This window comes from Tessaracoccus pujii, from assembly GCF_054483895.1.
Genome location: NZ_CM137012.1, coordinates 1,437,378 through 1,450,887, shown reverse-complemented (window position 1 = coordinate 1,450,887; position 13,510 = coordinate 1,437,378). Strand labels below are relative to the sequence as shown.

Here is a 13,510-nt window from a genome sequence, read left to right as displayed (position 1 = left end):
GCGACGGACGAGCATTCCTGGCTGGCACCTGAGCCTGTTGCCGGGACGACAAGGGCGACGCCCCCGTCGGGGAGCGCCGCCCTTGTCATTGCGGTAATGCGTTACCGCTGGGCCTTCGTGAAGCCGGCCGCCTTGGCCGCGTCCTCGGAGTTGAACCACACCTCGGCGATGGTGCGGTCATACCCACCGCTGCCTGCCACGTGGTACTTCTTCGAGCGCTCGTTGCCCTTGATGGTGAAGCCCTCCGGCGGCTCGGTGCCCACGTAGGCGCCCTCACCGTAGGTGGCCTCGACAGCCGCGACACCCGGCTCCTCAACCGGCTCCGGCGTCCCGCCGTCGTGGTAGGCATCCTCGGCCACGCTATGCCCGAAGGCCTCGTCGGCCGGCTCGGGGGTCGTGTCCTCGACGGGCACGTCCGTCTGGACGCTCTCGTCGGTGGGGGTGACCACCTCGTCGGGCTGGCCCTCCGGTGCGGTGTCGGCGGCGAACTTCGCCGCGGTGGAGAAGGTGTCGTTGTTGTTGACGTACGCCTTCGACGGCTCGTGGGCCGTCCAGCCGTCGTCCTTCGGGGCAAGGAAGTGCCGCACAGCGGCGACGGCGCCTGCGACGATCGCGGCGATGGCGAGGAACTTGCCGAACCCCTTCAGCTTGGAGTGCTTCGGCTTCGGGGCCAGTTCGCCCTTCAGTGCCATGACGGCGGCGCCGCCACGCTTGCTGGCCTCGGCGATGGCCGGGTGCTCGGCCGCGGCGTGCAGGACCTCCTGCAGCCTGGGCAGGAAATCGTCCTCCACCCTCTCGCGCGCAGCGTCGACGGCGGGCGTCACGCGGTCCAGCGCGTCCTTGATGTGCGGCTCCAGATCATCCAGCCTGCGTGAGGCGAAGTCCGCGGAGCGGACCCTCGCGTCGTGCAGGATGGGGCCGGCCTGGTGGCGGGCCTCGTCCAACAGGACCTGGGCGCGCTCAATGCCTTCCTTGAGTGCGTGCTGACCGTACTCGGCGGCGGCGGAAGCGGATTCCGCGGCGGCCTTCTTCAGCTCTTGTGACTTCTTCACAAGTACCTCCCTAGTTGTGGCTCGTAATCGAGCAGTTTCTACGCTACCCGCTTGTGGGGTTCATGCAAGGTGCGTTTGAGGAAGATTGGTAGGGGATAGGGTCTGCGCGTGAGCTATCTGGTGTTGGGGAACCTGACGTGCGCCGTTCTACTGGCCGTCTCCGGGTGGGCCAAGCTGCGCGCGACGGCCGAGACGCGCGACGCCTTCCAGGCGCTGCGGCTGCCGGAGTGGCTGCGCCGCTCGCCGGCGCCGTCGCTGCTGCCGTGGGCGGAACTGGTGCTGGCCGTGGTGCTGGTGCTGGGGACGGGCTGGGTGCTCGTCGCGGGCTCGGTGGCCGCGGTGGCGCTGTTCGCCGCCTACGCCGTCGTGATCGGGCAGGCGCTGCGCTTCGACGAGCCGGTGCGCTGCAACTGCTTCGGGGCGCTGGGCTCGCACGACGTCTCCTGGCGGACCCTGGTGCGCAACCTGCTGCTCCTCCTCATGGCCGTGCTGGGGGTCATGGGCGTCCTTGTGGGGGTCGAGCTCTACAACCTGGAGGGCGGCAGCTGGGGCTGGGTGGCGATGGCCGCGCTGAGCACCGTCGTCGTGACGTTGTCGCTGGTACCGGGGCGCGACGCGGGGGCGGGTACCGGGGACAGGCCGCTCGGCTTCGCGGCGAACCTCAGCCTCACCGATGCGGAGACCGGCAAGGGCGTGCAGCTGCGCGCCCTCGCGCACCAGCACCGCGGGATGGTGCTGCTGTTCGTGGTGGCCGGCTGCGGCGGATGCGAGCGGGTCCTCGCCCAGCTGCCCGAGTGGCTGGCGCGGGTGCCCGGGCGCGTCATCGTCCCGGTGCGACCCGCCGGCTACTCCCTGCACGACCCGAAGTGGACGGACCTCACCCACCTCCACGACGACTGGGGCTCCAACGTCGCGCAAGCCCTCGTCGGCCCCTACACGCCTGCCGCGGTGGAACTGGACGCCAAGGGCGCCGTGGTGGGGTCCCCGGCCGTCGGAGAGAAGGCCGTGCGGGACCTCATCCTCCGGACCGCCGCCGAGCCGGAGGCGGCCGGGGCACCCGCGGCCAAGCCAGAGCCGGAAGCGGTGGAGCCCGAGCCTGCCGTCGTCGAGGAGGACGACGGCCTCGAGGACTATCAACGCCTCCCCATCCCAGACGGCGTGCTCCTGCGCCCCGACGGCGAGCCCGTCACGCTGCGGGCGCTCGCCGCGCAGCACGCGCAGCTGCTGGTCACCATCGACTGCCTGTGCGCTCCGGCCCGCGAGGCCATCGCCCGCGTGGGGGAGTGGCAGCGGCGTCTTCCGGTGCTGGAGGCCAAGCTGGTGCCCTCGATCCGCCCCTCGACGGGCACGCTGACCCGGGAGGTGGAGGCGGTGTCGCTGTACGACCACGACGGCGTCGCGGCCCGGGCGCTGCGCGCGACGGGCAAGGTCGCGGCGGTGCTCCTGGGCGCCGACGGCATGATCGCCGGCGGACCGGTCTCCGGGATCGACGCCGTGGAGGAGTTCGTGGCCGACATCGAAGCCCAGCTCCCGCCGTCGGAGTGACCCGCTTGCCCTCCTCTGCCACACTGGTCCAGACCACGAGAGCCAACCGAAAGGACCCTTTGTGAGCACCGCTACGCTCCACACGAACCACGGTGACATCGTCATCGAGCTCTTCCCGGACCACGCGCCCAAGACCGTCGAGAACTTCGTCGGCCTCGCCACCGGCACCAAGGAATACTCCGACCCGGCCACGGGGAAGAAGACCACCGGCAACTTCTACGACGGCCTCACCTTCCACCGCGTCATCGACGGCTTCATGATCCAGGGCGGCTGCCCCAACGGTGACGGTCGCGGCGGACCGGGGTACCAGTTCGGCGACGAGTTCCACCCGGAGCTGACCTTCAACAAGCCCTACCTGCTGGCCATGGCCAACGCCGGGCCCGGCACCAACGGCTCCCAGTTCTTCATCACCGTGGGCCCCACGCCGCACCTCAACCGGCGCCACACCATCTTCGGTGAGGTCAAGGACGAGGCCAGCCAGAAGGTGGTGGACTCGATCGCCACCACGAAGGTCGGTCGCGGCGACAACCCGGTCGAGCCCGTGGTGATCAACTCCGTCACGGTCGCCTGACCCAGATCGTCGAGAACGCCCGCCCGGCTGAGCCCGGGCGGGCGTTTCCGTTTCACAGCCAGCGAGGGGAGCGCGTCAGAGCTCGCGGCGCTCGAACACCCGGGCCGTCGCCCACACCAGCACGGCGGTCAGCGCCGCCGTCGTGAGCGCGGGCCACAGGAGGGAGACCTCGACGTCGGCACCGAGCGCCACCGGCGCGTTGACCATCCCCGCGGGCGTCCAGCGGAGCATCGGGCCCCAGATCCCCGAGATCATCAGCAGGAAGAAGAAGCCCAGCCCGATGCCGGCCGCGCCGGCGCCCGAGTCCACCGCCGCGGAACCCAGCAGCACCACCGCCACCAGCAGCAGCGCGAACAGAAGCCACGCCGCCGTCGCCGCCAGCAGGGGGCGCAACGGCGCGTCGGGGAACCAGATCAGCGTCACGCCCCACGTCACGAGCATCGCGGCCAGGGTGGCGCCCACCAGCAGCACCGCCGTCGAGACGAACTTCGACACCACGAAGCCCGCGCGCGACACCGGCTTGGTCAGCACCATGACGGCGGTGCCCGCGCGCTTCTCGCCGGAGATGGCGCTGCCCAGCATGATGACGAGAGCGAAGGCGACGATCTGGCTGAGGTTCTTGGTCCACTGCGCGTAGGAGTCCACCCAGGTGGGGTCCGGCATCTCGGCGGTGAAGATGTCGCCGCCGAGCGTGGCCAGCAGCTCGGGCGTGTAGGCGGCCGTCGGGGGCCCGGTGACGGCCGAGAACAGCAGGATCCCCGGCAGCACCCAGATCCGCCACGTGCGGACGATCTCCACCAGGTCCTTGGCCAGGAAGGCCCTGAAGCTCCTCATCGGTTCACCCCCACCAGGCCCACGAAGACCTCCTCGAGCGAGACCTCGAGCTCGTCGAAGCGGCGCAGCCCGAGCCTTAGCCCGGCGACGAGCCCGGGGAGTGCCTGCCGCGCGGCGGCGAGATCGCTGACCACCACGTCGATCGCCTCGTCATCCCGCGGCACCGGCATGTGCCGGACCGCCCACGGCTCGGCCGCGACGGCGGCGACCAGCGCCTCGATGCCGTGCGTGACGGCGATGCGCACGGTCGTCGAGCCGCCGTGGGAGCGACGGAGGTCAGCCACGGTGCCCTGCACTACGAGCCGGCCGTGGTCGAGGACGGCCACCTGGTCGCAGATCCGCTCCACGTCGCCCAGCAGGTGGCTGGAGAACAGGACGGTGGTGCGGCCCCGCAGTGAGGCGATCATCTCCAGCACCTCCGCGCGTCCCAGCGGGTCCAGGGCCGACGTCGGCTCGTCGAGGATCAGCAGGTCCGGCGCGTTGATGAGCGCCTGGGCGATGCCGAGCCGCTGCTTCATGCCGCGCGAATAGCCGCCCACGGGGTGGCGGTTCCCGGCCAGGCCGGCCATCTCGAGGAGGGCGTCGGCGCGCTGGGCGAGGACCGGCTCGGCGATGCCGAAGAGGGAGCCGGCCAACCGCATGAATTCCGCCCCGGTCATCCAGGGGTAGAAGCCGGGCACGTCCGGCAGGAACCCGACGCGGGCGTGGACGGCGTCCCGGCCGGCATGGGTGTCGTGGCCGAAGATCGTCGCGCCACCGGAGGTGGGACGCGCCAGGCCGAGCAGGATCCGCAGCATGGTGGTCTTCCCGGCGCCGTTGGGGCCCAGGAAGCCGAACACGGAGCCCTCCGGCACGGTCAGGGTGACGCCGTCGAGGGCGTGGACGTCGCCGTACAGCTTGGTGAGGTCGTGTGTCTCGACGACGTTCAACTCTTGTCCTCGTTCGTGCCGTAGAGGAGGTCGGCGGTGTCTGCGGCCGTGCGGCCGGCCGCGTGGCGCGCTCCGGGCTGGGCCTCCGGCTGCGCGGCTGCGGTGGCGTACCTGGCCTCGCTGCGCCGGACCAGGAGGAAGGCGATCGGGCCGAGGATCTGCACGAAGAGGATCAGCGCCAGCCACACCCACTTGTTCGGCTTCGGCATGAGCGCGTCAGGGGTGCGGGCCCAGGTGACGACGCCCACGATGAGGAACGCCAGTTCGATGACAAGAACGATGCCCAGCACCACGAGGAGCCAGGCGGGGAGGTCGAGGAGCTGCTCGAGAGGCATGTCTGTTCCCTTCTGTCGGGCGGGCGGCGTGTGGACGGACCGCGGCCCGTCGTCGCGCCATCGCCACTAGTCAACCGTAGTCCTCTCCCGCGGCGGAGGAGCCGCGGCGCGGCCGTCGATCCCTTCCGTGAGGAGGTCCGCCTGGGGAGAGGCGCGGGCCGTCTCGAAGGGTTGTGACGAGAGCTTCGAGCGGGACCGGCTGTCGGGGAGGGTTACGACCCTTCGAGACGCCCAACGGTCGCTTCGCGACGTGGGGCTCCTCAGGGGGCGAGGGAGGGTTCCGCCGGTGGAGCGGCGCGGGTTGTCAAATCCGTTCCCTGAGGAGGTCCGTCCGCGGAGCGGCGCGGGCCGTCTCGACGGGTGAGACTCCCGACTTCCTTCTCAGCCAGTTCAGCGAGGGGCAACGGTGATCGGCCCGGGAGATCGCTGCGTTCGGGATCCTACTTGCGCTCGTCGCGAGCCTGGAAGCCCACACGGCGCCGCGAAGCGTAGTACCCCCGACGGCTGGAGTCGAGGATACTGCGGGCTTCTTTCATTGCTCGCTCGTAGTACGCCTGTGCTTCGGGTCCGCTCGCCGAGACACCTCGGTCGCGGTCGTCGTTGCTCATTCGCACGTCAGTCATGATTCACCCTCCTCCTTCATAACAGCGTAGGCCACCGACAAAGTCCGGGCGAGGAGTTCCAGAACGGTTTCGTCGATGCCTGTGAACACATCAGCAACCTCGGCATCGATGTTCAGCATGCCGTAGACCTCGCCTTTGACGTCGAGGATGCCGCAGGTGCTGAAGGTCGCGTACTTGTTGCTACCAGGGATGAACCCCGGCGGCTGGTGTTGTGCCAAATCTGGGTAGGTCTTCGGCTTCCCGGTGCGGGCGGTCCGCCAAGCCTCCTTGTCGGCCAGCCCTCGGCCGCGGGCGGCGAACCGGCGCTGCGAAGGCTGCCCTGAGCTGAACCTGTCCAGCTTCGGCTGCAGGAACCCGTTTGTTGCTTCGAACAGGACACCGCGCACCCGAACGTCCGAGGGCCCGCAGATGTGGTCCGCCGCACTGATGATTGCCTCCTCGACGGATGCCAAGTGCTCCTTGCTCGGCTGTCCGACTTGCCTGGCCAATCGCATCAGAATTGGAAGGTAATAGAACTGAACCAATGCGATGAGCTCCTCAGCAGTGGCCCGCTCGTACTCGCGCGTCCACTTCGAACGCAGGCTTGGCAAGCCCAGGACGGCCATTACGATCACGACCGCCCCTACGATGGCTAGGACTGTGAACCGTCCTGGCGGGATGCTGCCGAGGTAGGCGCCGAGCAGCACCAACCCGACGTTCAGTACGACGATGATGGGCCAATAGAGCCAGCCTGTGACAAGGCTCCTGAGGAAGTCACCACCAGTCCTGGAGATCGGTGGGCTTGCGGTGGGTTGCACGGCCGGGAGTCTATTGCCTCGTTGGGTCCAATCCGGGCTGGTGGACCGGCCAGCTCCGCTAAGAGGCGAGGAGGGCCGCGACCGTTCGCCCCAGCGGATCGTCGACAGGCAGGGGCGGTGCCGGGCCGAGCAGCTCGTGGGCCAGGGCGCCGTCGGGTAGGCCCGCGTGGAGAGGCCAGGCCCACTCGCCGTCGGTCTCGATGAGGCGGACGCCCGGCAGCTCCAGCCACGCCGCGATCCGTTCGGCCTCCTCGACGCTGCCAGCGGGAATCCCGCCGCGCGGCGGGAGGATGGTCTCTGCCGCCGCCATGGCCTCCTCGGCCGCGGTGCGCGCCCGGGCCGAGGGCGCCGTCGTGGCGGCGGCGAGCTTCCCGTAACGGATGACGTGGATGTCCCAGCCCGCGGCCGACGGGATGGCCGCCACGAGCTGCCGGCACAGCGCCAGGGACCGCAGGCGGTGGAAGCGGATGGATGTGCGGTAGTAGGCCGTGAGCCGGTCCGAGATGGTGCCGGCCTCCTCGAAGCGCTCCTGCGCCACCAGCTTGCGCATCCGCACCCGCACGCTCCGCAGCACCGGGCGCACGTCGCCCAGCCAGCTGCTGGACACAGCCTCGGCGATGGCGGGGTACTGGGCGGCGCCGTCGCCCAGCTCACACGGCGCCACGCAGCGGCCCATCTCCCCGAGCGCGCAGGAGGAGGAGGGCTTCTTCGCCGAGAGTCTGGTGGTGCAGCGGCGGAGGCGGAAGGCGTCGTAGAGGGTGAGCGCGGCCTCGTCCGCGGCGTCGCGGCTGCGGAAGGGGCCGAAGTAGGTGCCGTCGTCGCGGACCTGCGTCACGATCGACAGCCGAGGAAACGCCTCGTCGGTGAGCTTCAGCCAGCTGACCTTGCGCTGGTTCTTCGAGCGACGGTTGTAGCGCGGGGCCAGCGACTCGATCATCCGCAGCTCCCGCACCTCCGCCTCCAGGTCCGTGGCGCAGGGCACGAACTCCACGCCGGTGGCCACGCGCACCATCTCGTGGATCCGGCCGCGCTTCTCCGCGGCGGAGAAGTAGGAGCGGACCCGGCGGCGGAGGTTGGTGGACTTGCCGACGTAGAGGACCTCACGCTTGTGCTCGCCGGTGGGGGTGACGGAGTCCGTGTAGAAGTAGTAGACGCCCGCGCACTCCGGGGCCGTGGTGGCCCAGGTGCGCTTGGCCCGCCTGTCCGGGGAGACCTGCAGCGCGAACTCGGTGAGGTCCTCCAGCGTGTGCACACCGAGGTTGCCCACGCGCTCCAACAGGCCGTGGAGGACGTCGACGGTGGCGCGGGCGTCGCTGAGGGCGCGGTGGTTGGGCTCCGTGCCGGCGCTGAAATAGCGGGCAAGGGTGGCCAGCTTGCAGTTGGGCACCTCGTCGCGAAGCAGCGCGGTGCGGGCCAGGGCGACGGTGTCCACGACGGTGGGCCGCGGCCACGCCAGGCCGAGCTGCTCGTATCCGCGCTTGAGGAAGCCGGTGTCGAAGCGGGCGTTGTGCGCCACGATCACCGCGCCTGCGGCGAACTCCGCGAAGGCGGGCAGCACCTGTGACGGCGGGGGAGCGGTGGCCACCATCTGGTTGGTGATGCCGGTGAGCACCTGGATCATGGCGGGGATGGGGGCCGACGGGCGGACGAGGGTCTGGAACTCGCCCAGGATCCGGCCCCCCTGGACCTTCACCGCGCCCACCTCGGTGATCTCCGAATCGGCCGAGCCCCCCGTCGTCTCCAGGTCCACCACCACGAACGTCACCTGGGAGAGGTGGACGCCGAGGTCCTCGAACGAGGGTTGCGCGACGGAGACGGTGGCCATGGGGAGAGGCTAGGTGGGCGGTCTGACAGAACTGTCGGTGGGGTGGGGGAGGGTGGGGCGCATGGCTACCTTGCATGTTGACTGCAACTCCTGTTCCGAGCGCGGCGCCGCGTGCTCGGACTGCGTGATCTCCCTGCTCCTGGGGCCGCCGGACGTGGGCCTCGAGGACGACGAGCAGCAGGCGCTGGTGGTGCTCGCGGAGGCCGGCCTGGTGCCACCGCTGCGGCTCGCGCACGACGGCGGGCACCGGCGCGCGGGCTAGTTGCGGGGCTCCCGATGGACACGGGAACTGGGACTTTGAGAAAAGGCTGAAGGCGCTTAGGATTCTCTCAGACTTACCCCCTCACCTGGAGTACCCGTGAACCGAGTCCGCATCGCCCTCGTCAGCAGCCTTGCTGCCGTCCTCGTCGCCACGTTGGGCATCTCCGCCCAGGCAGACCCGGCCGCCGTCGAGAAGGCCCGCGAGGAACTGGCGCGCATCCACCAGGAGTCCTCCGCCATCGACCAGGAGCTGATCGAGGCCAGCGAGCGCCTGCAGCAGGCGGAGGTGAAGCTCACCACCATCTCGGCTGACCTTCGGACGCAGGAGTCCAAGGTCGAGAAGCTGTCGGCGCAGATCGGCGACGTCGCCACGCTGCAGATGCGCAACGACTCCTTCAGCGTCACCGCCAAGCTCCTCACCAGCGGTTCGTCGGACAACCTGCTCAGCGGCCTCGCCGCGTTCCAGACCGAGATCGACCGCTCGAACGCGGGCGTCCAGCAGCTCCAGCTGGTCCAGGCCAAGCTGGCCACCCTGCGCGAGGACGCCGCCGCCACCGAGGCCGCGCTGAAGAAGGACACCGAGGCCAAGAAGGACCTCGCGAAGCAGTTCGAGGCCAAGGAGGCCGAGGCCGAGCGCGTCTACAACCGCCTCTCCGAGGAGGAGCGTCAGCGTCTCGCGGCCATCGAGGCCGAGCGCCAGCGTGTCGCGGCAGAGGCCCAGGCCGCCGCCGAGGCCCGCGCCGCCGCAGCTGAGGCCGCCAGCCGCTCCCGTGAGACCACCTCCAGCACGTCGGCTCCCGCCGCTGCCGCGGCCCCCAAGGTCGAGGCCGCCGCGCCGGTCAGCGACGGCGCCGCGTCGTCGCGCGCCCAGGGCGCCGTCAACGCAGCGCTCGCCAAGGTGGGCAGCCGCTACGTGTGGGGCACCTCGGGTCCCGACACCTTCGACTGCTCCGGCCTGACCAGCTACGCGTACCGCCAGGTGGGCATCACGCTGTCGCGCTCGTCGCGGACGCAGTACTCCAGCGAGGGCCGGAAGGTCTCGCTGTCGGAGATCAAGCCGGGTGACCTGGTGTTCTACTACAGCCCGGTCAGCCACGTCGCGCTCTACATCGGCAACGGCAAGATCGTCGACGCTGCCAACCCGCGGACCGGGGTGCGGATCGCGAGCCTTCAGTCCATGCCGATCACCGGCGTGCGCCGCGTCGTCGGCTGACGCTCGCCCCCTGGGGTCAGCGGAGGGATGTGATGAACCGCCGCGACTCCGCGACGATCAGGTCCGCGTCGTAGTCCAGCGTCGCCACGTGGTAGCTGCGGTCCAGTGAGGCGAGCCGGACGTCACGCACGTCGCGGCGAATGATCTCCGAACCCAGCGGCTCGACGACGTGGTCCACCGCGGACTTCATGAGCAGGACCGGCGCGTCGATGCGGCGCAGACCCTCCTGCACCTCGCGCCAGAGGCCGGCCATCGTGGCCGCGCTCCTCGCCGAGAAGCGCGGATAGGCCAGCTCCACCACGCCGGGCTTGGCGATGTCGGACGAGATCCCCGGGAAGGACGGCAGCAGCCCCGGCAGACGGGTCACCACCGGTGCCCGCCGGTCCGTCGTCGCGATCGACGGGTTGACCAGCACCACGCCGGCCACCGAATACTGGGCGGCCAGGTGCAGGGCGAGCGCCCCACCCATCGACAGACCGGCCACGAAGACGGTCTTGTGCTGCCCGGCGAGCTCCAGGTACGCGTCCTCGACGGCGCCGTACCAGTCCCACCAGCGGGTGCGCGCCAGGTCCTGCCACGAGGTGCCGTGCCCCGGGAGGCGGGGAGCGACGACGCGGGCCCCGGCCCAGTCGCCGTCGGAGGTGGCCAGCGCCTCGGCCCAGCCCGCGATCGCCTGCACGGACCCGGTGAAGCCGTGGATCATCACCACGCCGACGTCGCCGCCGCCGAGATGGAGCGGGCGCGCCTCCGGCCAGACGGGTGTCGCGGTGGGGCGGGGGAACAGCGAGCGCAGCATGGTCCGAGGATAGGCGCCTTCGGCGATCCGGGTGGGCGGCCCGGCCCCTGCCATAGACTGCGGCGCATGTGGTACCGCCTGTTCAAGACCCTGATCTTCCGCCCCCTGGTGAAGTACGGATACCGGGCCAAGGTGATCGGCGCGGAGAACTTCCCCCGGTCCGGCGGTGCCATCCTGGCCAGCAACCACATCGGGGCGCTCGACTCGCTCGTCGTCCCCGCCATGATGCCGCGACCCCTCACCTTCCCCGCCAAGGCCGAGCTGTTCGCCGGGCAGGGCGGGCTCGCCGGTAAGGCCATCGCCTGGTTCCTCACGGTGGTGGGCATGGTGCCCATGGACCGCAGCGGCGGCCGGGCCAGCGCCGACGCCCTCGGCGCCATCTCCGACGTCCTGGCCGAGGGCCGTGTCGTCGCCATCTACCCCGAGGGCACCCGCTCGCCCGACGGCCGCCTGTACAAGGGCAAGACCGGCATGGCGCGCATCGCGCTCATCAACGGCGTGCCCGTCATCCCCGTCGGGGTCATCGGCACCAAGTCCCACAAGGGCATCTTCGGCATCCCGTGGGCCAGGCGCCCCGTCGTCATCATCGGCAGGCCGCTGGACTTCTCCGAGTTCGGCCACGTCCCCGGCAACACCAAGGTGCTGCGCTGGGTCACCGACGAGGTCCTCGCCTCCATCCAGCGACTGACCGGCCAGGAGTACGCCGACGTGTACGCGGCCCGGGTCAAGCACGGCGACCTCAAGGACACCGGTTCCGACGCCTTCCTCCTCCCGCGCCCCGGCGGAGGCGCGAAGCCCCAGCTGCAGGCGACGGAGCCCGTTGAGTGACCGGCCCGCGCTGATCGACCGCACCCTCCTGCGCCGGCTCGGCCGGCCCAGCGCCGAGCGGATGGGATTCCGCGACCGCTCGGACCTCCTGGGCCGCGTCTACACCGTCGCGGTGGTGGCACGCTCACTGCTGGGGCTGCACGCCGTGTTCGTCAACCTCTTCTACGTGGTCAACTACACCGACAAGCCGCTGGGCGTCGTCGCCGCGACCCTCGCGCTCATCGCCTGGCACCTCTTCATCTCCTGGCGGATGCGCACCCCCGCCAACCGCACGTGGCAGGCGCACGTGGCGGACCTCGGCGTGACCGTCACCCTCATCCTCACCACCGTCGTCACCGTCCCGCCGCTCGCGGCGCCCCTGTCGCTGGCGGGGTACTGGATCAGCGGCTGCGCGGCCTACGCGGCCATCTTCCTCAGCACCCGGTGGGGCGTGGCCTTCGCCCTCGTCACGTCCGCGGCGCTGCTGGGGGTGCCGTCGCACTTCGAACTCCAACGCCTCGGCGCGGCGTTCGTCACCGTCATCCTCATCGCCAGCCTGGGCGTGCTGATCGAGCAGTTCCGGGCCACCATCGTCGAGCAGGAGGAGGAGCGCTCCCGCACCGCGGCGCTCGCGGAGCGGGAACGGCTCTCGCGGATCGTGCACGACGGCGCACTCCAGGTGCTCGCGCTGGTGGAGCGGGAGGGGCCGGGGCTCGGGGGTCGCGGCATCCGGCTGGCGGCGCTTGCCCGCGAATCGGAGGCGCAGCTGCGGGTGCTGCTGCAGGATCGCGAGATCGCGGCCGTCGAGCCCACCGCGTTGGTGGATCTGGCGGCGGCGCTCGACCGGTTCCATGCGGCGCGGGTGACGGTCTCGACGATGGCCAGCGTCGTGAGGGTGCCGCGGCATCTCGCCGCCGAGGTGCAGGCCGCGCTGACGGAGGTGCTGAACAACGTGGAGGCGCACGCCGGCGACGACGCGCAGGCCTGGATCCTGCTGGACCAGGAGCGCGACGACGAAGTGATCCTGTGGGTCCGCGACAATGGAGTCGGCATGGACCCCAGCCAGGTGGTCCAGGCCGCCGAGTCGGGCCGGATGGGCATCAAGGACTCGATCGTGGGCCGGATGACGGCCCTCGGCGGGTCGGCGATCCTCAAATCCTCACCCGGCGCCGGGACGGAGTGGGAGCTGCGGTTCCCCATCGATGTCGAGGCAGTGGAGCAGGAGCGATGACGCACGCAGACGAGGTGCCGGCGCGGCGGCGGGTGATGCTCGTCGACGACCACCCCATGTGGATCGACGCGCTCAGCGAGGACCTCACCGAGGTGGGGTTCGAGATCGTCGCCGTGGCCAAGAGCGGCGTCGACTGCCTCACCCGGGCCCGCGCCAGCCGCCCGGAGATCGTCGTGATGGACCTGCAGATCCCGGCACCCGACGGCGCCACCTGCATCGAGATGCTGCTGCAGGAATTCCCGGACCTCCAGGTGCTGGTGATCTCCGCGTCGGGGGAGCGCGACGACGTGCTCCGCGCCATGAAGGCCGGCGCCAAGGGCTACCTGGTGAAGTCCGCGTCGAAGGAGGAGTTGATCGACGGGGTGCGCAGGACCGCGGTGGGCGACGCGGTGTTCACTCCCGGGCTCGCCGGCCTCGTGCTGGGGGAGTTCCGGCGGATGGTGAACCTGGCCAGGTCGCTGAACGAGGAGAGTCCCGCGCTGACGTCACGCGAGATCGAGGTGCTGCGCCGTGTGGCGAAGGGCATGGCGTACCGGGAGATCGCCGACGAACTGTTCGTCTCCCACCGCACGGTGCAGAACCATGTGCAGAACGTGTTGAAGAAGCTGCAGCTGCACAACCGGGTGGAGTTGACGCTGTACGCCATCGACCAGGGCCTGCACGACCCGTCGGCGTAGTCCACCGTCGGCTC

General features: G+C 70.5%; 14 protein-coding genes and 1 pseudogene. 7 read left to right on the top strand and 8 right to left on the bottom strand.

All coding sequences use genetic code 11. The features are described 5' to 3' along the window. Nucleotides 1–101: 101 nt before the first annotated feature. Nucleotides 102–356, bottom strand: a pseudogene (locus tag ACX1D0_RS07070) (sunset domain-containing protein); the annotation flags it as partial. 804 nt (nucleotides 357–1,160) lie between these two features. Here ACX1D0_RS07070 and ACX1D0_RS07065 point away from each other — a divergent pair. Together ACX1D0_RS07065 and ACX1D0_RS07060 are read left to right on the top strand one after the other, a co-directional pair. After that, on the top strand, nucleotides 1,161–2,597 hold the full coding sequence (locus tag ACX1D0_RS07065; protein ID WP_459020169.1) for a MauE/DoxX family redox-associated membrane protein: 1,437 nt from the start codon (nucleotides 1,161–1,163) through the stop codon (nucleotides 2,595–2,597). Between the two features lie 61 nt (nucleotides 2,598–2,658). Continuing rightward, nucleotides 2,659–3,168, top strand: a complete 510-nt coding sequence (locus ACX1D0_RS07060; protein WP_459020168.1) for a peptidylprolyl isomerase — start codon at nucleotides 2,659–2,661, stop codon at nucleotides 3,166–3,168. Between the two features lie 75 nt (nucleotides 3,169–3,243). Here ACX1D0_RS07060 and ACX1D0_RS07055 read toward each other — a convergent pair whose 3' ends face one another. The 6 genes from ACX1D0_RS07055 to ACX1D0_RS07030 form a co-directional block, all read right to left on the bottom strand. Beyond that, nucleotides 3,244–4,002, bottom strand: coding sequence for an ABC transporter permease (locus ACX1D0_RS07055; RefSeq protein ID WP_459020167.1), 759 nt, complete (start codon nucleotides 4,000–4,002; stop codon nucleotides 3,244–3,246). Then, complete coding sequence (locus ACX1D0_RS07050; protein WP_459020166.1) at nucleotides 3,999–4,931, bottom strand: ABC transporter ATP-binding protein; 933 nt, start codon at nucleotides 4,929–4,931, stop codon at nucleotides 3,999–4,001. Before ACX1D0_RS07050 ends, ACX1D0_RS07055 begins: the two co-directional genes overlap by 4 nt. After that, nucleotides 4,928–5,266, bottom strand: coding sequence for a PLD nuclease N-terminal domain-containing protein (locus ACX1D0_RS07045; RefSeq protein ID WP_459020165.1), 339 nt, complete (start codon nucleotides 5,264–5,266; stop codon nucleotides 4,928–4,930). The genes ACX1D0_RS07050 and ACX1D0_RS07045 overlap by 4 nt, the downstream gene beginning before the upstream one ends. Nucleotides 5,267–5,706: 440 nt before the next feature. Then, a complete protein-coding gene (locus tag ACX1D0_RS07040) occupies nucleotides 5,707–5,889 on the bottom strand; it encodes a hypothetical protein (RefSeq protein ID WP_459020164.1) in 183 nt (60 codons plus the stop codon). Next, on the bottom strand, nucleotides 5,886–6,686 hold the full coding sequence (locus ACX1D0_RS07035) for a GAF domain-containing protein (RefSeq protein WP_459020163.1): 801 nt from the start codon (nucleotides 6,684–6,686) through the stop codon (nucleotides 5,886–5,888). Before ACX1D0_RS07035 ends, ACX1D0_RS07040 begins: the two co-directional genes overlap by 4 nt. 58 nt (nucleotides 6,687–6,744) lie before the next feature. After that, entirely contained in the window at nucleotides 6,745–8,511 is a 1,767-nt protein-coding gene (locus ACX1D0_RS07030; RefSeq protein ID WP_459020162.1) for a DEDD exonuclease domain-containing protein, read from the bottom strand. 61 nt (nucleotides 8,512–8,572) lie between these two features. Here ACX1D0_RS07030 and ACX1D0_RS07025 point away from each other — a divergent pair, with 61 nt between their 5' ends. Together ACX1D0_RS07025 and ACX1D0_RS07020 are read left to right on the top strand one after the other, a co-directional pair. Continuing rightward, entirely contained in the window at nucleotides 8,573–8,773 is a 201-nt protein-coding gene (locus ACX1D0_RS07025) for a hypothetical protein (protein WP_459020161.1), read from the top strand. Between the two features lie 96 nt (nucleotides 8,774–8,869). Beyond that, nucleotides 8,870–9,985: a C40 family peptidase gene (locus ACX1D0_RS07020; protein ID WP_459020160.1), complete on the top strand. Its 1,116-nt coding sequence runs from the start codon at nucleotides 8,870–8,872 to the stop codon at nucleotides 9,983–9,985. A gap of 16 nt (nucleotides 9,986–10,001) precedes the next feature. On the opposite strand, the gene ACX1D0_RS07015 is transcribed toward ACX1D0_RS07020, so the two are convergent. Next, a complete protein-coding gene (locus ACX1D0_RS07015) occupies nucleotides 10,002–10,781 on the bottom strand; it encodes an alpha/beta hydrolase (protein WP_459020159.1) in 780 nt (259 codons plus the stop codon). Between the two features lie 66 nt (nucleotides 10,782–10,847). Here ACX1D0_RS07015 and ACX1D0_RS07010 point away from each other — a divergent pair, with 66 nt between their 5' ends. The 3 genes from ACX1D0_RS07010 to ACX1D0_RS07000 are packed head-to-tail and all read left to right on the top strand — an operon-like array spanning nucleotide 10,848 to nucleotide 13,496. Next, nucleotides 10,848–11,609, top strand: a complete 762-nt coding sequence (locus ACX1D0_RS07010) for a lysophospholipid acyltransferase family protein (protein WP_459020158.1) — start codon at nucleotides 10,848–10,850, stop codon at nucleotides 11,607–11,609. Further along, nucleotides 11,602–12,819 (top strand): sensor histidine kinase, encoded by a 1,218-nt coding sequence (locus ACX1D0_RS07005; RefSeq protein WP_459020157.1) that lies wholly within the window; start codon nucleotides 11,602–11,604, stop codon nucleotides 12,817–12,819. The genes ACX1D0_RS07010 and ACX1D0_RS07005 overlap by 8 nt, the downstream gene beginning before the upstream one ends. Continuing rightward, nucleotides 12,816–13,496, top strand: a complete 681-nt coding sequence (locus tag ACX1D0_RS07000; RefSeq protein WP_459020156.1) for a response regulator — start codon at nucleotides 12,816–12,818, stop codon at nucleotides 13,494–13,496. The genes ACX1D0_RS07005 and ACX1D0_RS07000 overlap by 4 nt, the downstream gene beginning before the upstream one ends. The last annotated feature ends 14 nt before the right edge of the window (nucleotides 13,497–13,510 follow it).